Annotated in this window: 25 protein-coding genes and 3 pseudogenes; 12 read left to right on the forward strand and 16 right to left on the reverse strand. The window is 59.7% G+C overall.

Annotated elements, in window-relative coordinates:
- Positions 1 to 274 precede the first annotated feature (274 nt).
- The 3 genes from CAF53_RS23390 to CAF53_RS23400 form a co-directional block, all read right to left on the reverse strand.
- On the reverse strand, positions 275 to 604 hold the full coding sequence (locus CAF53_RS23390) for a hypothetical protein (protein ID WP_235181669.1): 330 nt from the start codon (positions 602 to 604) through the stop codon (positions 275 to 277).
- A 161-nt stretch (positions 605 to 765) separates the two neighbouring features.
- Complete coding sequence (locus CAF53_RS23395; RefSeq protein ID WP_020820542.1) at positions 766 to 1,206, reverse strand: DUF934 domain-containing protein; 441 nt, start codon at positions 1,204 to 1,206, stop codon at positions 766 to 768.
- Entirely contained in the window at positions 1,199 to 2,833 is a 1,635-nt protein-coding gene (locus tag CAF53_RS23400) for a nitrite/sulfite reductase (protein ID WP_100239765.1), read from the reverse strand. Before CAF53_RS23400 ends, CAF53_RS23395 begins: the two co-directional genes overlap by 8 nt.
- Positions 2,834 to 3,058: 225 nt before the next feature.
- On the opposite strand from CAF53_RS23400, the gene CAF53_RS23405 reads away from it, so the two are divergent.
- Positions 3,059 to 3,502 carry an Rrf2 family transcriptional regulator gene (locus CAF53_RS23405; RefSeq protein WP_008828736.1) on the forward strand — a complete coding sequence of 148 codons (444 nt, stop codon included), beginning with the start codon at positions 3,059 to 3,061 and terminating at the stop codon, positions 3,500 to 3,502.
- 28 nt (positions 3,503 to 3,530) lie between these two features.
- Here CAF53_RS23405 and CAF53_RS23410 read toward each other — a convergent pair whose 3' ends face one another.
- Positions 3,531 to 4,016, reverse strand: coding sequence for a DUF6306 domain-containing protein (locus CAF53_RS23410; protein WP_056379653.1), 486 nt, complete (start codon positions 4,014 to 4,016; stop codon positions 3,531 to 3,533).
- Entirely contained in the window at positions 4,013 to 4,861 is an 849-nt protein-coding gene (locus tag CAF53_RS23415; RefSeq protein ID WP_054435103.1) for a LysR family transcriptional regulator, read from the reverse strand. The genes CAF53_RS23410 and CAF53_RS23415 overlap by 4 nt, the downstream gene beginning before the upstream one ends.
- A gap of 154 nt (positions 4,862 to 5,015) precedes the next feature.
- Between CAF53_RS23415 and CAF53_RS27245 the strand changes: the two genes are divergently transcribed.
- From CAF53_RS27245 to CAF53_RS23445, 8 genes are all read left to right on the forward strand, one after another.
- Complete coding sequence (locus tag CAF53_RS27245) at positions 5,016 to 5,399, forward strand: hypothetical protein (RefSeq protein ID WP_157801351.1); 384 nt, start codon at positions 5,016 to 5,018, stop codon at positions 5,397 to 5,399.
- Positions 5,400 to 5,452: 53 nt separating this feature from the next.
- Positions 5,453 to 5,632 (forward strand): hypothetical protein, encoded by a 180-nt coding sequence (locus CAF53_RS23420; protein WP_020820536.1) that lies wholly within the window; start codon positions 5,453 to 5,455, stop codon positions 5,630 to 5,632.
- 97 nt (positions 5,633 to 5,729) lie between these two features.
- Positions 5,730 to 6,371 carry a peroxiredoxin gene (locus CAF53_RS23425; RefSeq protein ID WP_008828739.1) on the forward strand — a complete coding sequence of 214 codons (642 nt, stop codon included), beginning with the start codon at positions 5,730 to 5,732 and terminating at the stop codon, positions 6,369 to 6,371.
- The gene (locus CAF53_RS23430; RefSeq protein WP_020820535.1) at positions 6,368 to 7,045 is read left to right on the forward strand and encodes a carbonic anhydrase; all 678 of its coding nucleotides are present in this window, start codon (positions 6,368 to 6,370) and stop codon (positions 7,043 to 7,045) included. The genes CAF53_RS23425 and CAF53_RS23430 overlap by 4 nt, the downstream gene beginning before the upstream one ends.
- Positions 7,042 to 7,440 carry a hypothetical protein gene (locus CAF53_RS23435; RefSeq protein ID WP_020820534.1) on the forward strand — a complete coding sequence of 133 codons (399 nt, stop codon included), beginning with the start codon at positions 7,042 to 7,044 and terminating at the stop codon, positions 7,438 to 7,440. The genes CAF53_RS23430 and CAF53_RS23435 overlap by 4 nt, the downstream gene beginning before the upstream one ends.
- A complete protein-coding gene (locus tag CAF53_RS27250) occupies positions 7,437 to 7,637 on the forward strand; it encodes a hypothetical protein (RefSeq protein WP_021318857.1) in 201 nt (66 codons plus the stop codon). Before CAF53_RS23435 ends, CAF53_RS27250 begins: the two co-directional genes overlap by 4 nt.
- Positions 7,610 to 8,305: a superoxide dismutase gene (locus CAF53_RS23440; RefSeq protein WP_100239766.1), complete on the forward strand. Its 696-nt coding sequence runs from the start codon at positions 7,610 to 7,612 to the stop codon at positions 8,303 to 8,305. The genes CAF53_RS27250 and CAF53_RS23440 overlap by 28 nt, the downstream gene beginning before the upstream one ends.
- Before the next feature lie 17 nt (positions 8,306 to 8,322).
- Positions 8,323 to 8,568 (forward strand): hypothetical protein, encoded by a 246-nt coding sequence (locus CAF53_RS23445; protein WP_020820532.1) that lies wholly within the window; start codon positions 8,323 to 8,325, stop codon positions 8,566 to 8,568.
- 42 nt (positions 8,569 to 8,610) lie between these two features.
- On the opposite strand, the gene hmpA is transcribed toward CAF53_RS23445, so the two are convergent.
- The 5 genes from hmpA to CAF53_RS23470 form a co-directional block, all read right to left on the reverse strand.
- On the reverse strand, positions 8,611 to 9,822 hold the full coding sequence (hmpA, locus tag CAF53_RS23450; protein ID WP_100239767.1) for an NO-inducible flavohemoprotein: 1,212 nt from the start codon (positions 9,820 to 9,822) through the stop codon (positions 8,611 to 8,613).
- Positions 9,823 to 9,861: 39 nt separating this feature from the next.
- On the reverse strand, positions 9,862 to 10,137 hold the full coding sequence (locus tag CAF53_RS23455; RefSeq protein WP_020820531.1) for a DUF1971 domain-containing protein: 276 nt from the start codon (positions 10,135 to 10,137) through the stop codon (positions 9,862 to 9,864).
- Entirely contained in the window at positions 10,130 to 10,609 is a 480-nt protein-coding gene (locus CAF53_RS23460) for a group III truncated hemoglobin (RefSeq protein ID WP_100239768.1), read from the reverse strand. The genes CAF53_RS23455 and CAF53_RS23460 overlap by 8 nt, the downstream gene beginning before the upstream one ends.
- A gap of 319 nt (positions 10,610 to 10,928) precedes the next feature.
- Positions 10,929 to 12,131 carry a tyrosine-type recombinase/integrase gene (locus CAF53_RS23465; RefSeq protein WP_056383872.1) on the reverse strand — a complete coding sequence of 401 codons (1,203 nt, stop codon included), beginning with the start codon at positions 12,129 to 12,131 and terminating at the stop codon, positions 10,929 to 10,931.
- A gap of 475 nt (positions 12,132 to 12,606) precedes the next feature.
- A protein-coding gene (locus CAF53_RS23470; RefSeq protein ID WP_100239769.1) for an IS3 family transposase occupies positions 12,607 to 13,970 on the reverse strand; the annotation gives its coding sequence in 2 pieces (ribosomal slippage) (positions 12,607 to 13,622 and positions 13,622 to 13,970; 1,365 coding nt in all).
- A gap of 84 nt (positions 13,971 to 14,054) precedes the next feature.
- Between CAF53_RS23470 and CAF53_RS23475 the strand changes: the two are divergent.
- Both CAF53_RS23475 and CAF53_RS23480 read left to right on the forward strand, forming a co-directional pair.
- A pseudogene (locus CAF53_RS23475) lies at positions 14,055 to 14,612 on the forward strand (Tn3 family transposase); the annotation flags it as partial.
- A 211-nt stretch (positions 14,613 to 14,823) separates the two neighbouring features.
- Positions 14,824 to 15,557, forward strand: a pseudogene (locus tag CAF53_RS23480) (IS5 family transposase).
- 374 nt (positions 15,558 to 15,931) lie between these two features.
- Here the strand turns inward: CAF53_RS23480 and CAF53_RS23490 are convergent.
- Positions 15,932 to 16,068, reverse strand: a pseudogene (locus CAF53_RS23490) (transposase); the annotation flags it as partial.
- Between the two features lie 299 nt (positions 16,069 to 16,367).
- Between CAF53_RS23490 and CAF53_RS23495 the strand changes: the two are divergent.
- Positions 16,368 to 17,309, forward strand: a complete 942-nt coding sequence (locus CAF53_RS23495; RefSeq protein WP_242443593.1) for a formylglycine-generating enzyme family protein — start codon at positions 16,368 to 16,370, stop codon at positions 17,307 to 17,309.
- 84 nt (positions 17,310 to 17,393) lie between these two features.
- Here the strand turns inward: CAF53_RS23495 and CAF53_RS23500 are convergent, their stop codons facing one another.
- The 5 genes from CAF53_RS23500 to CAF53_RS27260 all read right to left on the reverse strand — a co-directional run bounded on the left by CAF53_RS23500 (position 17,394) and on the right by CAF53_RS27260 (position 25,978).
- Positions 17,394 to 19,754: an arylsulfatase gene (locus tag CAF53_RS23500; RefSeq protein ID WP_100239770.1), complete on the reverse strand. Its 2,361-nt coding sequence runs from the start codon at positions 19,752 to 19,754 to the stop codon at positions 17,394 to 17,396.
- 94 nt (positions 19,755 to 19,848) lie between these two features.
- Entirely contained in the window at positions 19,849 to 22,131 is a 2,283-nt protein-coding gene (locus CAF53_RS23505; RefSeq protein WP_100239771.1) for a sulfatase-like hydrolase/transferase, read from the reverse strand.
- Between the two features lie 97 nt (positions 22,132 to 22,228).
- On the reverse strand, positions 22,229 to 24,601 hold the full coding sequence (locus CAF53_RS23510) for a TonB-dependent receptor (RefSeq protein ID WP_242443594.1): 2,373 nt from the start codon (positions 24,599 to 24,601) through the stop codon (positions 22,229 to 22,231).
- A gap of 44 nt (positions 24,602 to 24,645) precedes the next feature.
- The gene (locus tag CAF53_RS23515; RefSeq protein WP_157801353.1) at positions 24,646 to 25,248 is read right to left on the reverse strand and encodes a TetR/AcrR family transcriptional regulator; all 603 of its coding nucleotides are present in this window, start codon (positions 25,246 to 25,248) and stop codon (positions 24,646 to 24,648) included.
- 583 nt (positions 25,249 to 25,831) lie between these two features.
- The gene (locus tag CAF53_RS27260; RefSeq protein WP_157801354.1) at positions 25,832 to 25,978 is read right to left on the reverse strand and encodes a lmo0937 family membrane protein; all 147 of its coding nucleotides are present in this window, start codon (positions 25,976 to 25,978) and stop codon (positions 25,832 to 25,834) included.
- Between the last annotated feature and the right edge of the window lie 114 nt (positions 25,979 to 26,092).

Here is a 26,092-nt window from a genome sequence, read left to right on the forward strand (position 1 = left end):
TCGCGCAAACGGGGCATCAGCATAGCACGCAGGGGCGTTCGCAAAGCGAGAGTAGGAAGCGCCTATTCGTCCGCTATCAACTGAGCAGTTGGCGCTTTCAAAGCCGCTTCGATCAGGCGACGCACCTTCCCTCGGCGTGCTACGTCCGAACCCCCAGCTGCAGCGGCTTCACGCCGGGCTCGTCGAACGAAACTGCGCATTTCAGCAAAGCTCGGCCGTCTATTCTGGCCTAGAACCGCGATGAGGGCGGGATAGATCCAGATCTGCGTTGCCATCAGTGCTTTCCTTTAGAGAGGGCGGAGCGGCCCGGCTTGGTATCGCGCGAAGATCCTCCATCCCGTTCTTCCCGGCCTACCAGATAGAGCAGGCCTGCCCCAACCAGAGCGAACACGGTGGCCATCTTCACGAACTCACTTTGCCCTAACGCAGCCAGCCAGGTGCCACCGACTATGATGAGCAGAAAAGCCGCGCCCCAGCGCGGATGATGAACGCGGGTGGCCAGCCACCAAGCCAGACAGGACAGCGATATCGCGACCAGCAAGCTGCCCAACGTCAGGCCGACAGCCGTGACCAGGATTTGCAACATCGGCATATCTGCCTCCATCGACATCCCCTCCGCGCCCTTCGTTCCAATATATCGTGTTGCGATATATTTACAAGGACCCCGCTCATCACTTCCAGCATTCAAGGCACGATGGTCTGGTTAATATATGGTGCGCGCGCCAGGTGCCGAACTACCGTCCAAACCAGAGGAAGGAACTGCCTTCATTCCGTGGCGAATTGGGGATGCCGCAGCGCCCAAATCGGTACTCGCCCATCTGTCGCGGACTGATAGACGTCAGGGTAGCGGCTCAGCGCAGCATCGACGGCACCCGGATGAAAGGGGGCGTCGGGCTCGAAGCTGTCGAAGCCGCAACGCCGCATAAAGAATACGAGATCAATGAGCACGTCACCGATCGCGCGGATTTCGCCTGTGTAGCCCGCCTCGCGCAATATGCTTGCGCTGGAAAAACCACGCCCGTCGCGAAACCGCGGAAAGTCGATCTCGACGAGCCGCACGCGGCCAAGTTCGGGTAACAAGGCGCGGACATCATCGCCCGCCTCGAGAAGCACTGAGGTTGCGTCCTTCTGATTGAGAAACGCATCCAGGGAAACTCCCGGCTCATCCGGTGCCGGATCGTCCCGGAAGCGTAACGGATCACCCATAAATAGCCTCCTTGAACGGATCCATGCCAACGCGGCGATAGCAATCGAGAAAGCGTTCACCTGGCTCGCGAATCTCACGATAGCGTTCGATCGTGCGTTCGACGGCATCGACGATCCCGGTCTCGTCGAAGCCCGGCCCGGTGATCTTGGCCTGCGAAACATCCTCGGCCCCGGACCCGCCAAGCAGCAACTGGTAGTTCTCTGTGCCCTTACGATCGACACCAAGGATACCGATATGGGCCGCGTGGTGATGACCGCAGGCGTTGATGCAGCCCGAAATCTTGATCTTGAGTTCGCCGAGGTCGAGCTGACGATCGAGATCGGCAAAGCGCTCTGCGATCTGTTGGGCGACGGGTATCGAACGCGCGTTGGCCAGGCTGCAATAATCGAGTCCGGGACAAGCGATGATGTCCGTGACGAGGCCGAGATTGACGCTTGCCAGCCCCGCCGCGTCCAGCGCCTGCCAGACCGCATGGAGATCCCGCTTGCGCACATGGGGCAGCACGAGATTCTGGACATGCGTCGAGCGCAGGTCATCGAAGCTGTAGCGTTCGGCAAGGTCGGCCACGAGCTCCATCTGCTCGGCTGAAATGTCGCCGGTTATACCCCCGTCGGGTTTGAGGCTGATATTGACGATGGCATAACCGGGCGCCTTATGTGCGGCGACCTGGCGATCGACCCATAGCGCGAAGTCGGGATCGGAGCGGTCGAGCTCCTCGGAAAGCCCGGTCTCGAACGGCGGCGGGTCAAAATGGGCGGCAATCCTGTCATACTCGGCCTGCGGAAAATCCCGGCCCAGCGTCAGGATGTGCTCGAACTCCATCTCCACCTGACGGCGGAACTCTTCTTCCCCCAGTTCATGAACAAGGATCTTCATCCTCTGCTTGTGGATGTTGTCGCGCCGCGCATGCCGGTTCCACACCCGCAGGATCGCCTGGATATAGGAAAAGATCTGGCCTGCCGGACAGAACGTCCTGATCGGGAAAGCGATAATCGGCGTGCGCCCCATACCACCGCCAGCATAGACCTCGAACCCCTGCTCACCGCTCTCGTTCTTGATGATGCGCAGTGCACAGTCGTGCCAGCGCAGCGCGGCACGGTCTTCCTGCGCGGCGATCACTGCGATCTTGAACTTGCGCGGCAGATAACTGAATTCTGGATGGAACGTCGTGGCCTGGCGGATCAGTTCGGCCCAGGGCCGCGGATCGCATATCTCGTCGGGAGCAGCTCCAGCATAATGATCCGCCGACAGGTTGCGAATGCTCTCGCCGCTCGTCTGGATGGCGTGCATTTCCACCGTCGCGAGCTCAGCGAGGATGTCGGGCGCATCCGCCAGTTTGATCCAGTTATATTGGATGTTCTGTCGTGTCGTGAAATGACCGTAGCCTCGGTCATATTTGCGCGCGATATGCGCCAGCTTGCGCATTTGCCGCGAATTGAGCGTGCCGTAAGGCACCGCTACGCGCAGCATATAAGCGTGCAGTTGCAGGTAGAGCCCATTCTTGAGCCGCAGAGGCTTGAACTGGTCTTCGCTGAGATGGCCTTCGATCCGACGGCGCGTCTGGTCGCGAAACTCTTCGACCCGGGCATCGACCATGGCCTGATCATACTCGTCGTATTTGTACATATCAGCCTCTCACGCCCAAGGGGACATCAGGATGGCATCACGAGCACTCATGCACAAAATGACTTTTAATGCAGCGATCCATCAAAATAATTGCTCGATAAGGCCGGTCGCTGCAGGCCAACAACCATGGGCCGATCGTTGCAAGTCGGCTCGAGGGCGATCCCGGCCTTAACATGTCTGTGACATACAGGTATGGTGTTGCAGATTGGTTCTCGGGAGTTCTGCGTGCGGCTGACACGCTACACGGATTATTCACTGCGGGTCTTGATTCACCTGGCCCTTCACGAAGAGCGCCTGTGTTCGATCGGCGAAATCGCGCGGGCTTATGATGTCTCCCACAATCACCTGATGAAGGTCGTCAACGCCCTGGCGCACGACGGCTTCATCGAAACCGTTCGCGGTCGCGCCGGCGGCATGCGTCTCGCCCGACCAGCGGATGAGATCACCGTCGGCGAGGTCGTCCGCCGCACCGAGGAAGGCTTCCAACTCGCAGATTGTTCCGGGTGTGCGCTGTCTCCCGCATGTGGACTGACCGGCGTGCTGGCGCAAGGCATGCAGGCGATGATGGCGGTATTCGATACCTACCGGATTTCCGATCTCCTGTCCGATCGTGAGGCCATGAAGCGGCTGATTAACCGCCAATCACCGCTCGGCGTCGGCATGGACTAAATGATACAGCTGCGGATTTCCGCGCAGGTCAATGCTCCGCTTCAAGATGCGCTGCGGCGCGATCGATGTTGACCCGATGGCTCTCGAGCATCTCGCGAAGATCGGCATGCAATGCCTCGTCACGAACCCTAGGGGTCAGAGATTCCAGTTTGCGAACCACCCAGGCTTGTCCGCGGTTGAGAAAGGCGAGCCTTTCAAGCGGATCAGGGATTGCCAACGCCTTCTTGTAAAAGGCGCCGGTCTTGCGTGAGGGCGCTGCGCCCAATCGCCTGATCTGCCTCGAGAGCATCGCGCACCAACGTGCTTCGTCGGCACGGACCGATCGCATCAGTTCGGCGTAGTCGGGATCGTTCGCCGACTTGGTGCTGGCGAGCGCGACGCGGGCGCCGGCCCGTTCGGCTTCCAGCAGTTCGTGGAGCGCCGCGAGGATCTCCTCGCGACCGGCAAAGCCCATGTAAATGTCATCGGCTTCGCTGGCGTAACAAACGGGCGAGGATGGTTCGTTCACGGTCATGCTGTAATCGCCGCGGCCGCCTTGAGGCCGGCACGAATGCGGTCCATCACGCCCGGGTCGGCCTTTGTGCTGTGGACGACATAGGCCGAGTACGAAAATTCAGGACTTCCGGGGACGAGAGCGAGGCGGCCTTCCTCGAGATAGGAGCGGATGAAGCCTTTGCGAAAATAGCCGCTACCCCCTGTCGCCAGGATATAATCGAGCGCGAGCGGACCATAGCTTATCGAAACGACGGCGTTAGGCTGATCCGGGAAAGCGGCGTGATAGCTCCCGGCAAACTCCTCACCCCAATCGATCTGAACATGATCTTCCGGTGCGAGAGGGCTGCTGGTTGGCGTGGTCCGCACCAGGACCAACTTTTCCTCGAACAAGAGTTCGGCGATGATCCCCGGACGGCTCGGCGCGGCATAGAGCACCGCCATATCGAGTGAGCCATCCTGGACCTGCTCCATCAGGCGTTCGGATGTGTCGATATGGGTGCTTACCGCGATTTCCGGACATTCCCGACGCATCCAGAGCAGCCAGTGCCGCAGCAAGGGACTCCACAGACTGAGCTCGGCGCCGACCGTTACCACGGTCTCCCGTCCCGGCGGGAGCGCGACGGCGCGGCGCGCCCGATCCCAGACCTGCACCATGGTGGTTGCAAAGCGCAGAAACTGCTCGCCCGCCGGTGTCAGCTTCGCACCTGCCTTGTTGCGGATGAATACTGGCCGATCGAGCAGGTCCTCAAGCACCCGGATGCGGGCACTGACTGCGGTCTGCGTGAGGTGAAGGTTCGACGCAGCGTTCACAAAACTGCCGGTTTTGACGACTTCCAAGAATGTGCGCGCAACATTGATATCCATAAGCCATCATCCTTGCGCTCAATGCGCAATAATATTCATTTGCTTGCTTCATGGTAGCGGGCCGATGATGGGATCACAAGGCAAGACCCGTGTGATCGACCCTGGACAGGCACCAACAACCATAAGGCGTCCAACGGTTTGGGCGAACTTTCAGATGAAACCTTTAGGCCGCTTTACGCCCGAACCGCCGCCGCCGCGGGCCGAAATCTGGAAAGTCAGCATAGCGCTGGCGTTGCTGGTTTTAGGGATAGGCATAGCACTTTTCAGTTTTTACGACGCTGGTGCGATCAGTGACGATGTCTTCGTTGCCGTGGTGGTCTTCGTGATCGCGGTTTGTATCGGTGTGATCCTCTCTCTCGATTGGGAACAAACGGCACATCGCCGAGTGCGTCAGCCCTGGCAGGAAGTGCCCCCTCCGTTTGACTTCATTGCGCTGTGGTCATCTGAAGACCGACAGCCGTCGGGTGAAGATGCCCCTAATCTTCAGGAAACCTGCCGCCGCAAACCGCCTCCCTCGTCACGGACAAAGCTGCCGTGAAGGCTGACAACGATGATGACCGACAAGCGCGTGGACCAGAGCGCCCGCCCTCCATGTCCGGGCTCTATCTGATTTTCGCCGCAAGCATCGCCTTCGTCTCGATCCGCCTTTTTGTCGATTTGCTCCGCCAAAACGGCTTCGTCGCCGAAGGGGACGGCAATGGGATAGTGCTGTTCGCCATGCCGATAGCCCTCCTCGTGATCGTGGGGCTCGGACCGGGAACCCGGCGCTAATTTATATCCAATATCTTTGCTGATAAATAATATTAACATTCGTTTGTATGATGCTTCGTCCATCTCCACATCAGATCTGCGATATGAAGGAGTTCCCATGGCCATTCAGCTCGGGCAGATCGCCCCCGATTTCGAGCAGGACAGCACGCACGGTCGCATCAGCTTCCACGATTGGCTCGGCGGAAGCTGGGGTGTCCTGTTCAGCCATCCCAAGAATTTTACGCCGGTCTGCACGACGGAACTGGGCGAGGTTGCCAAGCTCCGGTCCGAATGGGACAAACGCAACGTCAAACCCATTGGCCTCTCGGTGGATCCGGTCGAAGCCCATCACAAATGGGAGCTCGACATTCACGAAACCCAAGGGACGAAACTCGACTTCCCGATGATCGCCGATGCCAACACCAAGGTGTCGGCGCTCTACGACATGATCCACCCCGAGAGCGACCCGACGGTCACTGTCCGTTCCGTCTTCGTCATCGATCCGTCACGCAAGGTGCGGCTGATCCTGACCTACCCGCCTTCGACCGGTCGGAATTTTGCCGAGATTCTCCGTGCCATCGACAGCCTTCAACTTACAGATGCCCGTAGCATCGCAACGCCCGTCAACTGGGAACCTGGCGAGCCGGTCGTCATATCGCCGAAGCTGTCGGACGAGGAGGCATCCCGGCAGTTCCCACAAGGCTACAAGACACTGAAGCCCTACCTTCGGGTCGTCGATCTGCAGGCTCCCGGGCAATGAGGCAATTGGAGGAGAGTGGAAAAAGACAGACCGCCGCCGACGGAGCAGACGACGGCGGCCTCTCCGACCTGTTGGCCCGCAACCGCGTATGGGCTGACGCCAAAACCCTGATCGATCCCGGATTCTTTAAACGGCTCGTAGGCCAGCAGCGGCCACGCTACTTCTGGATCGGCTGTTCGGACAGCCGGGTGCCGGCCACCGAAATCGTCGATCTCGATCCCGGCGAGATGTTTGTTCATCGCAACGTCGCCAATCTCGCCACGCCGAGCGATCCTAACTTCGCCGCCGCCTTGGAGTTCGCGGTCGATGTTTTGAAGGTCGAGCACATCATCGTCGTGGGCCATTACGGGTGCGGCGGGATTCAAGCGGCAATGGCACCGGACAGGGACGACGCGATCGGGCTTTGGCTCGCACCGGTGCGTGAGCTCTATCAAACAGTCTGCTGCACCCCGGATACCAATGCAGACCGTTTGTGCGAACATAATATCCGCGCCCAGGTGAAAGCACTCGCAGCCAACCCATTGGTTCTTCGGGCCTGGGCGCGGCACGCTGCGCTAACGCTTCACGGTTGGGTCTACGCCATTGGAGACGGCCTTCTCCAACCGGTCTGCTCACCCGTCAGTCGCCACCCCGATGAGGCAGTTCCCAAACTCCGGATTGCAGGCGCGTCATGATCGCCGTGCGCGCCCTGTGCCGCGTGAGGGCGATTGGCCATGACGACAGCCTCGTCGACGCCATCTCCGCCTGCAAGGGCGCGAGTGAACCCGATCGCGACATTGATGCACGGATTGCGCTGGCCGTATTTCCGGCACTGCGCAGCTTGACCGTTATTGCTCCGGGAGTCTGGCTGCAGGACGACGGCAACCACGTTCGGGCACTGCTCTACACGGCGACTTGCCGCGCTGCCGCTATGTTGGTGCCATCCGGCTATTGGATCGAAGCCGGCCCCCAGGGAACCACCGTGGTGGGCGAGCTTGGCCAATGGACAGCCCATCACCCGGTTGAGGCAATCGCCCTGTGCATGGCCGCGCTCGATGCGCGAAGGGCGGAGCTGTCCTATGCACATTGACCGTTCTCACCAAAGACCATTGCAGCGCCCTGTGCGGCTGCATCAGCAATGGTCCCGCAGCGCTCATCATCAGGGCCTTCCTACCGACTTATCTGCGCCGGATGGTGCCGCATCATCACGCCTCGGCCGAAACGATTTCCGGCGCTATTTCTGCTCAAGGAGACAAGCGATGGCTGATCAAAGCCGCAATGCTGTAATAGCTCAATCCGACCTTGAGAGGCTCGTCTTCGAATTGCCTCCCCTGCCCTATGGGACCAAGGATCTCGAGCCTGTCCTCTCGGCGGAAACACTGGAGATCCACCACGGCAAACATCACGCACGCTACGTGGAAACGCTCAATCGGCTGCTGGCCGAGCAGAATTTCTCGGCCCACACGCTCGAGGAAATCATCCGTATCGCGCACGGCAGCGGCGCGAAGGGCGTCTTCAACAATGCAGCCCAGGCATGGAACCATAGCTTCTTTTGGGAGAGCATGGCGCCGAAAACGGTTAAACCTGCCGGGCTGCTCGCCAGCGCCATTTCGTCCGAATTCGGGAGTCTCGAAACGCTCAGACAGCGTTTTTCCGCTGAAGGAACGGGCCATTTCGGATCGGGTTGGGTCTGGCTCATCGCGAAGCGCGACAAGCTCGAGGTGATCTCTACCCACGACGCGGGTAGCCCAATCCTTGAGGAAGGGGTGACGCCGCTGCTTGCTTGCGATGTGTGGGAGCATGCCTACTACATCGATTACCGCCAGGATCGCGCGGGCTGGATCACGTCCTGGTGGAACAGGCTCGCAAATTGGAGCTTCGCCGAAACGCAGTTTGACGCAGCGATCGGCCAGGGCAAGCCGTGGCGCTATCCACCATCACAGACCGCCCGTTGAATAAGGAGGAGAAGTAAATGCTCGTTGACGTTTTGGCTGGCGATAGCAGTTCCCCAGCAGCCCGGGGCAGTTTTCACTTCGCGCGGTCACCCCAGGCAGGCGAAGAGATCGAGATCGACGGAACGGTCGTCGTCGTGACGCGGGCCTGGCATCGGCCCAGCATCTATTACCAGGGTGCCAAGTTCGCGATTCTCGTCGAGGAACCTGTCGCTGACGCCCAAGTGCGTCCAGAAGTCCGAGATCACGCCGACATGGCGGTTTGAGTAGACGCGGAGAAGGGCGATGTCGCCCTTCTCCGCGCTCAGTCAGGCGGCGAGCAATTCGTCCGCCGGACCGAAGAATTCGTAATGAATGCGGTCGGATGGGACGCCAGCCAGCGACAAGGTCGAGACGGCGTGCCGCAGAAACGGGCGTGGTCCGCAGATATAGTAATCGGCCTCACCTACAGGCGTGTTGGCGACCAGCCATTCATCGGTAATGATGCCGGCGACGTCATAATCCCGTCCTGCGACTTCATCTTCGAGCGGGGTCTGATGAAAATCGGTGACGGTGATTGACTTGCCCCGCCCAGCGACAGCGCGAACATGATCACGCATTGCGTGGGTATCGCGGTCATGAGTTCCGTGGACATAGTGCACGGGGACTCCCGCCTCGCCCTCAGCAAGCGTTTCGAGCATGGCCACCATCGGGGTCAGCCCCACGCCGCCCGACAGGAGGATCACCGGGCGTTCGACATGCGCTGCCAGGAAGAATTCGCCTGCAGGCGCGGCAACTTTGAGCACCGTGCCCGGCTTGGCTTCATCATGAAGCCAGCCTGACGCAAGACCAAGCGGCTCACGCTTGACCGAAATGCGATAGGTTTCGCCGTTGGGGGCTGCTGAAATCGAATAGTTGCGCTTGACTGGCGGATGTCCCGGAATTTCAAGCCAGAAGGTCAGATATTGCCCGGGCTTGTGCCGCATGACGGCCCCGCCATCAACGGGGCGCAGAACGAAGGAATTGATGACGCTACTCTCACGCACGACGTCCTCGACGCGAAAATCGCGCCAGCCATTCCATCCGCCGGTCGCATCCTTCTGTTCTGAATAGACTCGCTGCTCGCGGGCGATCAGGATGTTGGCCAGGAACCAGTAGGCTTCGCCCCAGGCAGCGAGAATTTCATCGGTGGCCGCATCCCCCAGCCCCGCCTTGATCGCCCCCAGGAGCGCCTCGGCAACGTGCGGATAATGTTCGGGCAGAATTTGCAGGCCAACATGCTTCTGCGCGATCCGCTCGACCGCCGGGGCAAGCGCACCGAGATTTTCGATGTTGCTCGCATAGGCGAGAATGGCGCCGGTCAGTGCCCGCGGCTGCGAACCGGCATCACCATGGTGCGATTGGTTGAAAAGGTCGCGAATGTTCGGGTTCTGGAACATCCGGGAATACATCTCGTTCACGATGTCGAGGCCATGCGCTTCGAGCGCGGGGACGGTCGCCTTGACGAGCGCAATGGTCTGATCGCTGAGGGGCTGCGTCATCAACTTCTCCTTTTTGAATGCGTTGAAAATCCCGGAATGTCAGAGCTTGGGAATGTGATCGTAAAAATCCACCTGCATCTTCATCGGCCCTGTCGGCGTTACGAAATGCGGTTGCTGAGGGAGAATCAAGCCAGGCTGGTCAGGCGTCAGGACGATCTCCGAAGGTGGCTCGAGGTAGGTTAGCCGGAGTTCGCCCTCGAAAACCCGGATCACGCCCCAAACACCAGCCTTCGTGTCATGTCGCGCGCGCAAGGCAGCCGGCAGAGTGTCCTGGTTGAACACCGGCGTGGAACGGTAAGGCAAGATTTCAGCCATGGGTTTGCCCTGGTCGCTCGATGGCATCCTTACGTTCCGCGTTGGCGACCGATGCAGCACTCCGTTCCTCCAGTTGGAAGAACATCGCCAGTTGCAGGCTCTCGGCGATGCGCCGCGCCTTCGCTTGTAGCGCCGCTGCCGCTTCGGGCGTCATCCTGTCATTGGTCGTTTGAACCCAGAGTGCGAGCCACCGCTCGAACAGCGCGGGCGTTATCCTGGCCTTATGCTTCAAATGGGCCGGCATCGGTTGCCCCTTGTATCGGCCACTGGTGAGCATGACGGAGGACCAGAACGCAGTCAGCTTCCCAAGATGCTCCGGCCAGTCATCGATCGCATCGTTGAAAATCGGCCCAAGCGCGGGGTCGGCGCGGACCCGCGCGTAAAATTCCTCCACCAAAGGAGTCAGCTCTTCTTCTCTGATTTTCGAGACACCGTCCACGACTCGCGCTCCAATCATGTATATATAATACATCTATCATGATTGCGCATAAACGCAAGGCTAGCGCATATTTCCAGGTCGTCGGTCGCGGCGATGTACACAGCCTGAGAAACTGCTCAGCCCCGCTAGTTTAGCCTTGAATCCGAAACACGAAGGCATAGCATCAGCCAGCGACCCGAAGGAGTCTCGGTAAGACGTAGACACCTTTCCTTGCCCGCCCGTCAAAAGACGGGCGGGTTTTCTTTTTCGATTCCGTCGGACATTCGCTGGAACGCTAATCCGCGTGATCTGGCGCACTCGGAATTTTCAAACACCGTCACAAATACCTAATTGTGCGCAGATCAAGATCTAATCACCCGATTTTCGCGATCAAGCGGCCGGCGGCACCCTGCTCTGCCGCCAGATTGCGATTATAGGCGAGCGGCATCCGGGGACTCTTCCAGCGTAGCGCATCCATGATCCCCGCCAGATCCTCGCCGCTCGCAAACAGATCCTGGTTCAAGCCCACCCGCGTCGAATGCGCGCTCACGCCCTTGAGCAACTGCGCCAGATCATCGGCGGTGAGGTCGCTCAGCGCGCCCTTGTCGAAGGCGCGCCGGATCATTGCCCGCCAGATCGGCCCGATCGAACCCGGGTGCAACGCCCCCTCTCCCACATCATATTCGGTGCGCGCCGGCACCGCCGACTTCGGCAACGTCTTGCGCAGATCCCAGCTTTCGCGGCCAGAAATCGTCTCGATCCGCCGCCCCTTGACCGCGGCCCGCGCCTTGTAGCGGCGCACCTGCACCCGGCGAAACAGCGGTCCCTCCTCGATGTCGGCAGCCGCAGTCCAGGCGGCGATCGCCCGCACCGAGCGCGGGCTGAGGAACGCGGTCGCGCCCTTTCCCTCCTGATCGCCCTTGCTGCGCGAAATCGTCAGCAGCCGCGCCTCGGGATCGATGGCGTCCACAATGTGCTCGACCTCGACCGCGACCAGCTCGGAGGCGCGCAAGCCCGTGTCGTAGGCGACCGACAGCAAAGCCCGATCCCTGAGCCCCGGCAAATCATCCGCGCAGGCCTCAAGCAGCCCCCGCACATTAAGCCCCCGGGGTGCATCCCGCTCGACATTGCGCACCGGCCCCTTGAACCGCAGCGGCCGCGCCTGGGCTTGCGTGCTGCCCTTCTCCCGGCGGATCGCGCGGAGCCGCAGCTTGACCAGCTCGGCCTGGGTGGGATCCTTGATGTCGAGCAGCTGGTGGATCTTGGCGATCGACGCCTTGTAGCGACCGAGCGAGGCGGGTTTCGCCCCCTGCCCTGCCCGGGCATCGAGATAGTCGGCGACCGTCTCGGGAGTCGCCGGCAAGGTCACGCGCCCGTTTCGGCGGCACCAATGGTCGAACGCCTCGATGTCGCTGGCAAGCGCGCGCAGGGAATGCGGCGAGGATGCCGCCTGATAGGCGGCGATCAGCTCGGCGTTGATCGTGATTGGCGATCGGCAGTTCAGCTTGGTCACCTCCCAGGCGAGGTCGACGGCCTGTCGGCCTCGCCGGCTGCTGATGGGCGCTGGGAGGCTCATCTGGACAGCGCGACAATCTGGTCGAAGCTGTGCGGTTCGACCCCATAGATAGCCTCACGCGTCACGCGCCCATCAAAATCGCTCTGCCATGACCAGAATATCGTCTTTTCAGTGTCCAAATGCCCTGCCCTCCGCCGGGATGCACATACCCACCTTATAGGGGGCGTCACATAAAACGGGCACAGATATACGCTAAGGCCTGAGGGCGTCGGAAAACACCTGTTTTTCGTACACTGCGGATTACAAGTCCGTTGAATTCTATGTTCGCGGCACCAATCTGCTCAATGAACTGGCCTTTGCGCACACGTCCTTCGTGAAGGACCAGTCACCTCTGCGCGGACGAAGCGTCGCCTTTTGCATGCGGCATTCTTTCTGAGTAATACTGTGCCAGTCATCGGGAGTGTCTGTCGTCAGAACATTTGGCGCAGATCGCGGCGTAGATTAGCGGAGCGCGGGCCTCGTCCTGGGGTTGATATTAAGCGGCGAGCTTGCGGTGCTGCAAGCGTCGGTGTTCGATGGTCTTCCGTTTGATCCTTTCGCGCTGTTGGATGATGGCGTCAGCCCTGCCGAAGTAGGTGTCGGCGGGCGTCACATTGCCGAGGCTTTCGTGATATCGGCGGTGATTATAGTGGTCGATGAAGGCCTCGATCCGGGTCTCCAGATCGCCGGGCAGGAAGTAATTTTCCAGCAGGATCCGGTTCTTGAGGGTCTGGTGCCAGCGCTCGATCTTGCCTTGGGTCTGGGGATGCATCGGGGCGCCGCGGACATGGCTCATACCGTTGGCACCGATCCATTGGGCCAGCTCCTCGGCGATGTAGCTCGGACCATTATCGCTGAGCAGCCTGGGCTTTTGCACGACCCTGGCTGACGAACAGCCCGAGGCTTCAAGCGCCAGTTCCAGCGTGTCGGTGACGTCCCCGGCGCGCATGGTGGTGCAAAGCTTCCAGGCGATGACATAGCGGGAGAAGTCGTCGAGCACGGTCGACAGATACACCCAGCCCCAACCGATGATTTTGAAGTAGGTGAAGTCGGTCTGCCACATCTCGTTCGGCCGCGTCGTCTTGGTGTGGAACGCATCGGCCGCCTTGATCACGATGAAGGCCGGGCTGGTGATCAGGTCATGGGCTTTCAGAAGCCGGTAAACCGTCGATTCCGACACGAAGTAGCGCTTCTCGTCGGTAAAGCGCACAGCCAACTCGCGGGGCGATAGCTCGGACTGGTCCAGCGCCATCTCGACGATCTGCTGCTGGATATCGTTGCCGATGCGATTCCACACCCGGCTCGGCGCCGATGGCCGATCCTCCAGCGCCTCCGGCCCGCCTTCGAGGTAGCGGTCATACCATCGATAGAAGGTCCGGCGGGGGATGCCGAGCTGGTCCAGCGTCCGCTTGGCGGGCAGATGCGACTGCTCGACGATCCTGATGATCTCGAGCTTCTCAGATGCGGGATACCTCATTCTTCGTCGCCCCCATCCGCGATCATGCTTTTTTTGAGCAGACGGTTTTCCAGCGTCAGGTCGGCCACGCATTCCTTCAGGGCACGGGTTTCGCGGCGCAGGTCGTGCACCTCGCCGGTGGTCGCAGCTCGGGCGGTATCGCCGGCCAGACGACGCTTGCCCGCTTCCATGAACTCCTTCGACCAGGTGTAATACAGGCTCTGGGCGATGCCTTCCTTGCGGCACAGCTCGGCGATACTGTCTTCGCCGCGCAGCCCCTCCAGCACGATCCTGATTTTGTCCTCTGCAGAGAAGTGCCGGCGCGTCGCACGCCGTATGTCCTTCACCACCCGCTCAGCTGGGGCCTTCGGCGCCGATTTTTTCAAGGAGGATTTGGGCTTCATCTTCGTTCCTTCGTCACTACGACGAAGCCCAAATCCTCCTTAAATCACAACCTCAATCTGTGCCATTGGCGCTGACGGCGGACAATCGCTAGCCACTGGGAAGACATCGTCCGCCTCGCAACATCTATCCGGACCGGAGTCACGAGTGTCTCCACCATGCTCGAGCGCCTTGGTTCATATCCGCGCGCCAACGGCCTGGCGCTGGCGCTACGCGAGATAGGCCGGGTTGAACGGACGCTTTTCACCCTAGACTGGATCGAAAAGCCGGAAGAACGGCGCCGTGCTACGCGCGAACTGAACAAGGGCGAGGCGCAGAACGCCCTCAAGCGCGCGATCTTCTTTCACCGCACCGGCCGGATACGCGACCATGGGCTACAGGCTCAAGGACACCGAGCGTCCGCGCTCAATCTGGTGGCTGGAGCCATTGTCCTCTGGAACACGACCTACCTCGAGGCGGTGCTTCGCCATATGGAGCAGCAAGGAAAGGAGATCCCGGCCGAATTTCTCCAACATCTGTCACCGCTGGGCTGGCAACACATCAATCTGACCGGCGATTACCTTTGGACGGATCATGACTTAACGACCGGCACGCTACGGCCGCTGCGCCAAAAGATCGGCGCTACCGTGCCCCAAAAGGCTTAGCGTATATCTGTGCCCGTTTTATGTGACGCCCCCGGCTTGGGAAAACATAGTCTTCGATTGCACCTCCTCGTCGCTCCAGCCATGCTAACAGGCTAGGCGGCGTGGACAAATTGGTTGACGTTGCGCCGGGCCATTGATTCAAGGCTGCCTTTTGGAGGCAGGCTTGAGCCGGGGCGATCTGACTGAAGCGGAATGGCGTGTTTTGAAGGGTTTGCTGCCTATTGAGCCAGCGAACCGAGGGCGCGGACGCCGTCCTGAAGAGAGCCGCGCGATCATCAACGGCATACTCTGGCGGCTTCGCTGCGGAACTCCGTGGCGTGATGTTCCGCCCAAATACGGCAACTGGAACACGATCTACCGGCGGTTCCGGCGCTGGAGTGAGGCCGGGGTCTGGGAGGCCGTCTCAGTGACGCTGGCCGAGATCATGGCCGACAGCGGCCACTACAGCATCGATAGCACAACGGTTCGCGCCCATGTCTCGGCAGCGGGCGGAAAAGGGGGGCTTGTCGACGAGCTCTTGGCCGCTCGCGGGGCGGGTTCACCAGTAAACTTCACTGTCTGGCTGATGGACGAGGACGACCGCTCGCGTTCCACCTGACTGTCGGCGAAGCTGCTGACTGCAAGGCTTATGACACCCTGATCGCCTTGCCGGAACAGGCACCCAAGGCGCTTCTGGCCGATAAGGGCTATGATGCAGATGCTATCCGCGTCGACCTTGCAAAACGCGACATACAGGCCGTCATCCCGGGACGATCCAACCGCCGCGTGAAGATCCACCACGACCGCGAACTCTACAGGCAGCGCAACCAGATCGAGCGCTTCTTCGGACGCCTCAAAATCAATCGCGCCATTGCCACCCGCTATGACCAACTCGCAGACAGCTTCCTGTCCATGGTCCATATCGCGTCAGCAAAATACTGGCTCAAATTTGTCCACGCCGCCTAGCGTGGGCGTCATCCATCAACTTGAATTGGACGGGTCGGCCGATCTTCTGCTGCACGACCATCGCAGGGGTGCGAATGGCTCGGTTGCAGACCAGATAACAGCCCGCAGCGTGCTGTCGATTGCAAGATCGAACTACGCTCGATCGCGTATGCGTCTGGTCCGATCGAGATAGAAGCGAACTGCGCAAACCTGTCGAGGCTTAAACGCACGTTTCGCGCCAACCTTACGGCTGGCATTCCAAGCGTGCCGTTCTTGCGCAGCTGACCGCGACCGCGATTTGCCCAACCTAAAGCGGACGGCCCGGCCCTCCCGGTCAGCTCCGTGGCCATATGTGAATGGCCGCTTCCAAGCACGACGCTCGGCCCCTTCAGGCCGGCGTTCACGCGCTCGTCGATGTCTTGCGCAGCTTGGAAACCGGCGACTTGGACATGCCGGTCATGCCCATGACCTGGGCCAGTTCGTCGACGCGGCGCGTGCTGACGCCGCCTATCCACGCTTCCTGGATCACGGCCACCCCAAACACACCGCTCCATTCATGGAGCTTGCGCAGGATTCCTGTTCGTCGCGGCCCCACATGCCGGTGGCAACGATCCGGGAAATGCCGCCTTTCACACGGATCGCGTCACGGAAATGATTGCCGCCTAAGGCACGGCGATACGACAAGGCGGCTTGACCAACATCGCGAAGATGGGCACCATTAATATCCCAGACTCCACTTGCGAGTGAAGGGAGTTTGGGAAGCACATCAGATTAATGAAATGAATGAAGGTACAGGCTTTGGGCGATTCATATCTCCTGATTGATGGAGACATGCAACCGGCAGGCATGATCGCCATTCCCGGCGGTCGCTTCTCAATGGGGGAGGAGGGCTTCTACCCTGAGGAAGCCCCGGTGCGACAGGTGCAAGTCGACGATTTCCTGATCGACGCCACTCCCGTCACCAACAGGCAGTTCGCAGCCTTTGTGGCGGCCACCGGCCATCGCACGCTGGCGGAGATCGCGCCTGACCCGAACGACTATCCCGGCATGCCCCCGGAGATGGCGAAGGCGGGATCACTTCTGTTCAGTCGACCCAGTCATGTGCCGGACATGCGCGATTACCGCTATTGGTGGTCCTTCTGTTTTGGTGCGGACTGGCGTCACCCGCTGGGCCCGGGCAGCAGCCTTGACGGGCTGGAGGATCATCCAGTCGTCCACATTGCCTATGCCGATGCCCTCGCCTATGCTGACTGGTTGGGCAAGGCGCTGCCGACCGAAGCGGAATGGGAATATGCCGCGCGGGGCGGCGTCGACGGGGCGGCCTATGCCTGGGGTAGCGAACTGGCACCCGGCGGCGCGATGCTCGCCAATTACTGGCAGGGTGCCTTCCCGGTCGAAAACACGCTGGCCGATGGGTGGGAGCGCACTTCGCCGGTCGGCGCCTATCCGGTCAATGGCTATGGCCTGTCCGACATGATCGGCAATGTGTGGGAATGGACGCAGGATTGGTATGCGGATGCAGCGAAAAAGGGGGCGAGCGCTAGTGACTGCTGCATCCCCCGCAACCCGCGCGGCGGGAAAGAGCAGGAGAGCTACGACCCGTGCACACCAGATATCGCGATCGGCCGCAAGGTGCTGAAAGGTGGATCGCATCTGTGTGCGGAAAATTACTGCCAGCGCTATCGCCCGGCGGCCCGTTATGCGCAGCCGATCGACACGTCGACCTGCCATGTTGGCTTTCGCTGCGTGGTGCGACCCAGCTCAGCCTTGTGAAGGGTTACACCAATTTTCTCTCGCGCCTCAGAGCAATATTATAAGACGAGCCAGAAATTAAGTGCCCACCGTTTTTCCGCCTTGTCAGTTGTCTATCAATCGAATGTCAACGCGTTCAATTGTAGCATTGTTTAACTCATAGGGGGCGGCATAGCGATTACTCACTGGACTCCCGTTGTCGCGCCCCACATCTGCCGTCTCGGCGCCCGCGGAATAGGCGGAAATCGCCGTTACGGGAATGTTTCCTGATGCGACTTCGTGGTTATTAATATAGAGATGCGCGGTACCGGAGCCGCGGTCAGTGCTGCGAAACTCGACGGACAGCGTGGATTTGCCGGGCGAAACCACCTGCGGCGATTCAATGTGATAAATGTCCGCCGACAGACCGTTCACATCGTAGTTCAGCTTTCCATTCTTCAGATACAGACTAAAGCCCGCTTCGGATCCGCCGACTGCCATTATCACACCCTGGCCTCCTTGCTTCATGTCAACTACGGCGTCGATCCTATGACTATTGCCCTTCAACGGCGCGAAGGCTTGGTCGGACATGCCATGCGCGCCGGGCCCATAATAAGTAAAGTTAGTGGTCCCTTTCCACAGGCGCTCGTTGTTGAGCCGGCCCCGACTCGGGTTATCATCCAGAGGATAGACGTTGTTGGCCAGCGCCTCGTGGTGCCAGAGCGCCTTTAGTTCCTCCAGCTTGGTCGGGTTTGTCGCCGCAACATCCTTGACCTCCGTGAAGTCGTTGGGGCCATACAGATGCCAGACGTCATCCCTGAAAGGCGTGTTATGCTGGAAATCCCAAGGCGTGGCACGATGTTCGACCACGGCCTTCCAGCCATTGGCATAGATGCCGCGATTGCCCCACAACTCATAATATTGGATTTTGTGTCGCTCCGGCGCCTTTGGATCGACGAAGCTGTAATTCAACGCCACGCCGTCGATTTTCTGCTGGCTAACGCCATCGACCTGCGCCGGCGGTGTGATCCCTGCCGCCTCAAAAATGGTCGGCGAGATATCGACGACATGGCCATATTGGGATCGGACCCCATGCCCCTTGATGGCTTTGGGCCAGGACAGGATCATGGGCACGCGGGCGCCGCCTTCATGAGAGGACTGCTTGAAATAGCGGAACGGCGTATTGCCCGCCATGGCCCAGCCGGCGTGATAATGCGGCGTCGTGGCGGGGCCACCCCATCGGTCATAATATTCGAGATTGTCCACCAGAGTCGTGGGCTGTCCGTTGGCGAAGCGCATCTCCCGATAAAGGCCTTCCAACCCACCCTCTGCGCTGGCGCCATTGTCGGAGACGATGAAGATCAGCGTATTGTCGAGCTGTCCGGTGCGTTCGAGCGCATCGAGCATACGGCCGAATTCATGATCCGCCTGCGACAATTGCGCGGCGAACGCCTCCATCTGGCGGGCGTACATCTTCTTCTGATCCGCGCTCAGGCTGGACCAAGCGGGGATTTTGTCGCTACGCGGGGACAGCTTGGCGTCGCGCGGGACGACCCCAAGCCGTTTCTGCCGCGCGAATATCTGTTCTCGGGCGACATCCCAGCCCACATCAAACTTGCCTTTGTACAGCTCCCGCCACGGGGTGGTCGATTGGTGCGGTCCGTGCACCGCTCCCGTCGCCCAGTAGAGATAGAAAGGCTTGTCGGGCGCAGAGGACTTGGTACCGGTGATGAAGTTGATCGCCTGGTCCGCCAGATCGGTAGTCAGATAATAGTCCTTGGCGTGAGGCCGCGTCGGGATGAGGCTGTTATCCTGCCAGAGATTAGGCTCGAAATGGTCGCTGTCGGCACCCATGAAACCATAAAAATGGTCAAAGCCCTGTCCCAGCGGCCAGAGGTCGAAAGGCCCTGCAGGACTGGTGAACTGACCCGGTGTGTGATCCCATTTGCCTATCGCCATGGTGCTATAGCCTTGGCCGCTCAGAACCTTCGCGGTGGTGGCGGCGCTCTTGGGAATGATGTCGTCATAACCGGGAAACCCGGAAGGTGCAGCCGCATGCGATCCTATATGGACGGCATGATGGTTGCGTCTTGTCAGCAGGGCGGCGCGTGACGGCGAACAGAGCGAAGTCGCGTGAAAATTGTTGTAGATGAGGCCGCGCCCAGCCACCCTGTCAATATTCGGCGTATTCGCCAGTCCGCCCAATGCACCGATCTGACCAAAGCCGACATCGTCCAGCACCCAAATGACGACATTAGGGGCGTTTGCCGGCGCCTTGGTCGGCACCGGCCAATCGGCCATGCTGTCCTTGGCATAGGTCGAAATCCTGCCCTTGAAATCCGGTGCATGCGCCGGCTGAATAGGAGCAGGCGGCGCGACGGGTTGGGCTGTCAGACAGGAAGCCTTCAAGATCAGAAGGAGAGGCGAGCCACTGGCGAGCAACCGTACAAGTTGACGAGTTGCTCTGTTTTTGCCTGCCATCGTCATACGCCTCTCCTTATTCAATCTGAAAATCTGCTCGGCGGAAAATCCATTTGGCGCGAAGGGGATCAACTCAGCGATCAACCCGCTGTCGGCTTGATCATTTCACGTCGATGCTGAGCTTCCGCAGTTCACCGTCGAACAGATTGGGTGCGGCATAATCGTCCGGCGCGACGGGCGTGCCCCGGTCGCTGCCGACGTCGAAGCTTTCGTCCAGCGTGAAGCGCAGGTTGACGGTGGCCGGGATCTCCCCGTGCGCTGCAGGCTTGCCATCCACCAGCAGAGTGAGGGTCGCGCCTCCCTGCTCGGCCCCTGGGCGCCGCGTCAGTTCGACCCCGAGCCGATGGTCGCCGGGTGGCAGAGCCGTGTCCGTCGAAACCGTGGTCTGCGCGCCGCCCATCATATTGTAGCGAAAGGTCGGCCGCCCCTGCTTGAGGTACCAGCTCAGACCGCCGAACCGCCCGCCCAGAGCAAGCAGCGTTCCATTGCCTTGTCCCTGCGCCAGACGCACGTCGGCCGACAGGGCGAAGCTGCGCGTGGCGAGCGGCGGTGCGACATCCTCGGGGATGCGGTCGGCTGGGCCGTTGAAGAGGAAATGGGTCTGTCCGGCAATATAGTTCGGCCGCCCCGCCATTCCCTCGTAGCGATGCACCGGCAGTGCCTTGTAACGGCCGGCTTCCGCTTCGAACAGCGCCTTCATCTCTGCCAGCTTTTGTGGATAGCGCGCGGCGACGTCGGTCGACTCGCTGAAATCCTTACCAAGGTTGTAGAGCTGCCATTGACGCCCATCGATATGGGCGGGCTTTGCAGCGTCCCTGCCGAAGGTCCAGGGCATGATCTCCGGCATCGAAGCGGCAAACCAGCCGTCATGATAGATACCCATATTGTCCCAGATGCTGTAATATTGCGTATTTCGCCGGGACGGCGCGGACTTGTTATCAAAGCTGTAGCGCATGCTGACCCCGTCCAGCGGCTGCTGGGGAACGCCGTCCACCTGCGCAGGCAGGCTGACATGTGCGACGTCCAACAAGGTCGGCATGATGTCAATGATGTGATGGAATTGCGGACGCACGCCACCCCGGTCGCGGATGTGATCCGGCCAGCTGATCACCACCCCGTTGCGGGTCGCGCCGAAATGCGACGACAGTTGCTTGAACCAGGGAAAGGGCGTGCTCATTGCGAACGCCCAGCCTGAGGAATAATGATTCATCGTCGTCGGACCGCCAAGTTCCGACCGGCGCGCGTCGATCTGGCCCAGACTGTCGTTCAGTCCGTGGAACAGCGCATGTTCATTGGCTGTGCCGTCGATCCCGGCCTCCGCGCTTCCGCCATTGTCGCCCTGCACATAGACGACGATCAGATTGCCGTTGGCCTGCCTGCGCATCGCCTCGATGACGCGGCCGATCTGATCGTCAGCATAGGCGAGCGCCGCAGCATAAACCTCCATCTCGTGCGCATAGACGCGCTTCTGCTGATCGGTCAGGCTCGACCAAGCCGGTATCGCATCCGGTCTGGCGGCAAGCTTGGTTGAGGAAGGGACGATACCCAGCGCTTTCTGCTTTGCCAGCGTCTCTTTCCGGATCGCATCCCATCCTCGGTCGAACCGTCCGCGGAACTTGGCGATCCATTCAGGAGGGGCATGGTGCGGGGCATGGGCGGTGCCGGGCGCATAATAGATGAACTGCGGCTTGCCGTTGTTGGCGCCGTCAGCCCGATTGATCCAGGCGATCGCCTTATCGGCAAGGTCGCGGTCCAGAATATAGCCTGGCTGGTCCGTCGGTGCTTCCACAGGACTGTTGTCGCTGTAGAGAGCAGGCGCCCATTGGTTGGTATCGCCGCCCAGAAATCCGTAGAAATGCCCAAATCCGAGACCTGTGGGCCAGCGGTCGAACGGGCCGGTCGGGCCGGTTTCCCAGCTTGGCGTGATATGCCCCTTGCCGAACATGGCCGTCGCATACCCAGCGTCCCGCAACAACCGCGCGCCCGTCGCCGCGGACTTGGGTATGTCGCTCGTAAAGCCGTCGAAACCAGATGCCGCGTCGGTGACATTGCCAACATTGACGGAATTATGATTGCGGCCGGTCAAAAGCGCGGCGCGGCTTGGTGAGCAGATGCCGGTGGTCGTCATCTGCGTATAGCGCAGCCCCTCCGTCGCCAACGCATCAAAGGTCGGCGTGGAAACTGGCCCACCAAAGGTGCTGGATGCGCCAAAGCCGACATCGTCCGTCATGATGAGCAGGATGCTGGGCGCATCAGGCGCCGGCTTCACCAAGGCAGGCCATGCGCCTGCCGCCGGCGGCGAAGCGGTCTGCGCTTGGGAAACGGCGGCCGTCATCAAGGCCCATCCGCCGGCAGCTGTGAGCAACAAACTATACTTGATCATATGGGTCCTCTTCCGCAACCGGCCGATGGGGAGGACCCCACCGGACCGGCATGCCACATTTTCATGAGGCCGGCGCAGACTGCCCGGCGCTTACGTCCTAGAAGCGGTAGCCGATTTCCACACCGTAGGTCCGCGGCTCGCCATAGACGCTGCTCTGGATGCCGACGCCTTCGGCGAGCAGGCCGAGAACGCCGATCCGGTAGGTCTCATTGGTCGCATTGTTGACGAAGGCAGCCACCGACGCACTTGAACCGCCGACATCGTTCAATTCGGCCCGCAGATTCACGAGGGAATAGGCTGGCTCCAGACCCTGTATCTCAAAGTCGTCGAGATACACACGGCTCCGCCAGGTATAGTTCAAGATCAGGTTCAATTTGCCCGTTTCCGGATTGATCGGGGGCGAAATGGTCGCTGTCGCCCCCGCCTGATGTTTGGGCACGCCGCGCTGGTCGAATTCGGGTCCGCTGGCGGATGTGGCGCGGCCCTCCAATATCTTGACCTTGGTATAGGAGTAGAAGCCCGTCAGCGAGAAACCGTCGGTGCTCAACGTCGCCTCAAACTCGCCACCGCTATTGCGCTGCTTTGCAGTATTGTCGACAATGGTGAAGACGTTGTCATTCACGAAGGTCGCCCGCTGCTTCTGAACGTCGGATGCGTCCTGCCGAAACAGCGCCGTGCTGGTGGTCAGGCGGCCGGCGCCCAACGGTGTGTTAGTCTTCAGCCCGATTTCATATTCGTCGACGAATTCCGGCGCGAAGGGCTGTAGAGCGACAAAGCTGGTAGCGCGGGTCGAAAAGCCGCCCGCGCGGAAACCGTGGCGGTAGGATGCATAAGCGGTCACCCTGGCGCTGGGTTCATATTGAACCGTTGCGTCATAGGTCCATTCCTTGAAGCTCTTGCTGTTGGTGAAGGAGCAGTCGGACAGCGGAACTGTCTGCACGCCGGCGGTCGCGGCATCAATGTCGAATGAGCAGCGCCCGGTAGTGCCGTCGGCATTGGGGAAGTTTCGCTGCGCGGGTGAAACCGTGATTTTGCGTTTATCGTAGTTGTAGCGCAACCCTCCCGACAGGGAGAGTTGGTCGGTCATGTGGAACGTTCCCGCCACAAAGCCGGCTGCAGTGCGCGAATAGCCGGTGCCCGGTGTATAGTTCCCGAACAGAATGGCCGGCGCCGTCCGCGGATTGAGTCCGGCTCCGGCAATGCCAAGTTCTGGGAGGGTGACGCCGATGGAACCATCAGTGCCCTTCTCCTCGAAATAATAGGCGCCGACAATATATTCCAATTTGTTATCGAATGCCGTGCCCTGGACCTGGAACTCTTCGCTGATGTTCCGCGACCGCGCAAATTGATATGGCGTTATCATGAACGCAGGAATGCCATCATAATCCTGCACCATGTCACGACGTTGCTTCCTATATCCGAAGATATTCTTCAGCGTGATGTCGTCGCTTAAATTCCAGGTCGTCTTGTTCGTGACGCCCCAGTTTTTCATCCTTTCATAAGGCGCGCCGAATGCATCCAGATTGCCGCCGTCACCCGCGCCGATGTCGAGCGAAAATCGGCGCGTACGGAACAGCCGCTGCGCCTCGGCGAACTGCGCTGGGATGTTGGAGTCGATCCTGCCGGCCCTGCGCAAATTCTCGTAGTTGGTGATCGCTGATGGCTGGGAAATTGCGGTCAGGAAGGCGGCAGTGCCAGCCTCCTGCGACTTGTACCAATCGAAAATTGTAAGGGATTCGAACCCAGCGAACGGTTCGACCAGGGCCGAGATACGAAAACTGTCGAAATTCTGGTTATCGTACCGGCGACCTGTTGTAACTTCATGCGCCCAGCCGTCCCGCTCATGTGTCTTGCCGGCAAAACGCAGAGCGACGCTTTCACCCAGCGGAATGTTAAACACCCCGTAGATATCGTGCATGTCGTAGTTGCCATATTGGCCCCGGACCTCGCCGGTAAATTCACCCAACTTGGGATGCTGGGGCTCGACCAACACTGCGCCGCCGGTCATGTTGCGACCGAATAGCGTGCCCTGGACCCCCTTCAGCACTTGGACGGATTGAAGATCGTAGAAGGATTTGCCAAACCCGTAGGGGCGTGGCTGAACGACTTCAGCGAAGTAGGTCCCGACCGGCGGATCGGTGAACAGTTGCGTTTCCTGGGTTCGCTGGCCGCGCAGCGAAAAGGCGACGGTATTACGTTGGCTCTGCGAGCTGGTGATCGTCAGAGATGGCGTACGATATTGCAGGCTTTGCGCATCCGTTACTCCCGATCTCTCGAGTTGCGCGCCGGAAAGGGCCGACACCGAAAGGGGCACATCCTGCAATGCCTCCTCGCGCCGACGCGCTGTCACGACAATGTCCGAATTGTCTGACGCAGCCACACCAGATTGAGGCGCAGCCTGCGCCCAGGCTGACGCCGAAATTGCGGATGTACACATTAAAAAGACTGCAGACGACACAAGGCGCTTCACGGCCTTTCTCCTTCCCTCTGTTATATTGAAGACTTGGCGGCCGGTTAGATCACCTTTATACCATTAGTAATGATGGCTTTGATCTGATCGATTTCTCGCTCAAGCCATTCAATGCTGGAATTGTTGGATTTCAACCAGCGCCTGAAGACTGCATTGCGTAATATTTCGAAATGTCGCACTATGTCTTCGGCTGGTATATCCGCTCGAATCTTTCCGATGCTCTGCAACAACTTCGTGCGGGCTATCCGGGCCGTCCGATTTGGTTCGAGATCGATCACCGGATCATTGTCATCAGAGGAGAACAGGTTCGCGTACTCGACCCCCAAGCGCATTAACACACGACACTCGGCCATGGCCTTAAGCGTCCGGTCAAACCGCGGGAAAAAATCCTCGATTTCACCCGTGCTGAGTTCCGCATTTTCCTTTAGGGGCGTTGTGACAGGCTCACTCAAATGATGCCGTATCACCATCGTGATCAGCGCAGGCTTGGAATCAACATAGTTGAAAAGCGTTTTCCTGGAAATGCCTGCCGCGAGCGCGATCGCATCCATCGACGTCGCGTCATAGCCATCCTTCACGAATAAGGTGGCGGCGGCAATGATAATCTGTTGCATGGTTTGGGCCATGCGTCGTTCCAGACCCGCCATTCTCTCCATAAAACTTTCTCACGGATACACCATGCCGCACTCTCTACACGGAGTGTAATTCCTATACCAGAGCCGCCTCGGCGCCAAGACGACCCATCACATTCGTGATCGCATCACTAGACCGTGGAGCCCTTCATATGACGCATATCCTGCGGTATTATATGAAGTTCCAGCATTCGCCTGGCGAGTAAGGTTTCAGATATGACTGAGGGCACGCCAGAGTTGGTTAATGGTTCGCGCACCGATGCATCGCAGATGAACCCTGAGTTTGGCGAAAGCCACCTCGATCGGATTGAGGTCTGGTGAACATGCGGCAATACCGGGACTGCTTTAACCAAAAGAAATTGTTGAACACTATTGGCGAATTTATAATCCTGAACGAGTTTCTGAGTATTGTGCAGGTTGATATCTTCGGCTTATGCGAACGGAGATCGCTGGTAGCTAACGACAGCTATAGCCGAGGGCCTTCTCCAAAGCTGACAGTCGGCTACGTCCCAGCCTTTGCCGGAAAGCGGACCGGCATTGCGGTCCCAAAGCCCGTCAGCGATGGCCTGTGCTCGAGAATGTGGCCGGAACCTCTTCGCTAAACCCGGCGCCCCGTGACCAGCTGATAAATGACGACAATCACCGCCAGAACAAGCAGCAAATGAATGAGGGCACCACCCACGGGAACCACGAAAGCGCCGAGCACCCAAAGAACGAGCAGAATGAGCAGGACTGTCCACAACATGACACGACTCCTAAAACATTACGGGAGGTAAACAGATGCAGGCTGGATCGGGTTCCTGCAGCAGACCGGCAATTCGGTCCCATTTCCCTCAAAGTCGGGCTGTCAGCAAAGAGT

Source organism: Sphingobium sp. LB126, from assembly GCF_002795205.1.
GTDB classification, from domain to species: Bacteria; Pseudomonadota; Alphaproteobacteria; order Sphingomonadales; family Sphingomonadaceae; genus Sphingobium; species Sphingobium chungbukense.

What these genes read in the sequence shown, in the direction of transcription:
- CAF53_RS23425 (WP_008828739.1), top strand. Translation starts at nt 5,730, where the DNA reads ATGGCCATTCAGCTCGGGCAGATCGCCCCCGATTTCGAGCAGGACAGC.
- CAF53_RS23410 (WP_056379653.1), bottom strand. Translation starts at nt 4,016, where the DNA reads ATGACCGTGAACGAACCATCCTCGCCCGTTTGTTACGCCAGCGAAGCC.
- CAF53_RS23395 (WP_020820542.1), bottom strand. Translation starts at nt 1,206, where the DNA reads ATGGGTGATCCGTTACGCTTCCGGGACGATCCGGCACCGGATGAGCCG.
- CAF53_RS23460 (WP_100239768.1), bottom strand. Translation starts at nt 10,609, where the DNA reads ATGTATTATATATACATGATTGGAGCGCGAGTCGTGGACGGTGTCTCG.
- CAF53_RS27260 (WP_157801354.1), bottom strand. Translation starts at nt 25,978, where the DNA reads ATGTTGTGGACAGTCCTGCTCATTCTGCTCGTTCTTTGGGTGCTCGGC.
- CAF53_RS23430 (WP_020820535.1), top strand. Translation starts at nt 6,368, where the DNA reads ATGAGGCAATTGGAGGAGAGTGGAAAAAGACAGACCGCCGCCGACGGA.
- CAF53_RS23390 (WP_235181669.1), bottom strand. Translation starts at nt 604, where the DNA reads ATGGAGGCAGATATGCCGATGTTGCAAATCCTGGTCACGGCTGTCGGC.
- CAF53_RS23435 (WP_020820534.1), top strand. Translation starts at nt 7,042, where the DNA reads ATGATCGCCGTGCGCGCCCTGTGCCGCGTGAGGGCGATTGGCCATGAC.
- CAF53_RS23500 (WP_100239770.1), bottom strand. Translation starts at nt 19,754, where the DNA reads ATGACGATGGCAGGCAAAAACAGAGCAACTCGTCAACTTGTACGGTTG.
- CAF53_RS23515 (WP_157801353.1), bottom strand. Translation starts at nt 25,248, where the DNA reads ATGGCGGGTCTGGAACGACGCATGGCCCAAACCATGCAACAGATTATC.
- CAF53_RS23415 (WP_054435103.1), bottom strand. Translation starts at nt 4,861, where the DNA reads ATGGATATCAATGTTGCGCGCACATTCTTGGAAGTCGTCAAAACCGGC.
- hmpA (WP_100239767.1), bottom strand. Translation starts at nt 9,822, where the DNA reads ATGACGCAGCCCCTCAGCGATCAGACCATTGCGCTCGTCAAGGCGACC.
- CAF53_RS23505 (WP_100239771.1), bottom strand. Translation starts at nt 22,131, where the DNA reads ATGATCAAGTATAGTTTGTTGCTCACAGCTGCCGGCGGATGGGCCTTG.
- CAF53_RS23400 (WP_100239765.1), bottom strand. Translation starts at nt 2,833, where the DNA reads ATGTACAAATACGACGAGTATGATCAGGCCATGGTCGATGCCCGGGTC.
- CAF53_RS23455 (WP_020820531.1), bottom strand. Translation starts at nt 10,137, where the DNA reads ATGGCTGAAATCTTGCCTTACCGTTCCACGCCGGTGTTCAACCAGGAC.
- CAF53_RS23420 (WP_020820536.1), top strand. Translation starts at nt 5,453, where the DNA reads ATGTCCGGGCTCTATCTGATTTTCGCCGCAAGCATCGCCTTCGTCTCG.
- CAF53_RS23465 (WP_056383872.1), bottom strand. Translation starts at nt 12,131, where the DNA reads ATGAGCCTCCCAGCGCCCATCAGCAGCCGGCGAGGCCGACAGGCCGTC.
- CAF53_RS27245 (WP_157801351.1), top strand. Translation starts at nt 5,016, where the DNA reads ATGAAACCTTTAGGCCGCTTTACGCCCGAACCGCCGCCGCCGCGGGCC.
- CAF53_RS23495 (WP_242443593.1), top strand. Translation starts at nt 16,368, where the DNA reads ATGCAACCGGCAGGCATGATCGCCATTCCCGGCGGTCGCTTCTCAATG.
- CAF53_RS23440 (WP_100239766.1), top strand. Translation starts at nt 7,610, where the DNA reads ATGGCTGATCAAAGCCGCAATGCTGTAATAGCTCAATCCGACCTTGAG.
- CAF53_RS23445 (WP_020820532.1), top strand. Translation starts at nt 8,323, where the DNA reads ATGCTCGTTGACGTTTTGGCTGGCGATAGCAGTTCCCCAGCAGCCCGG.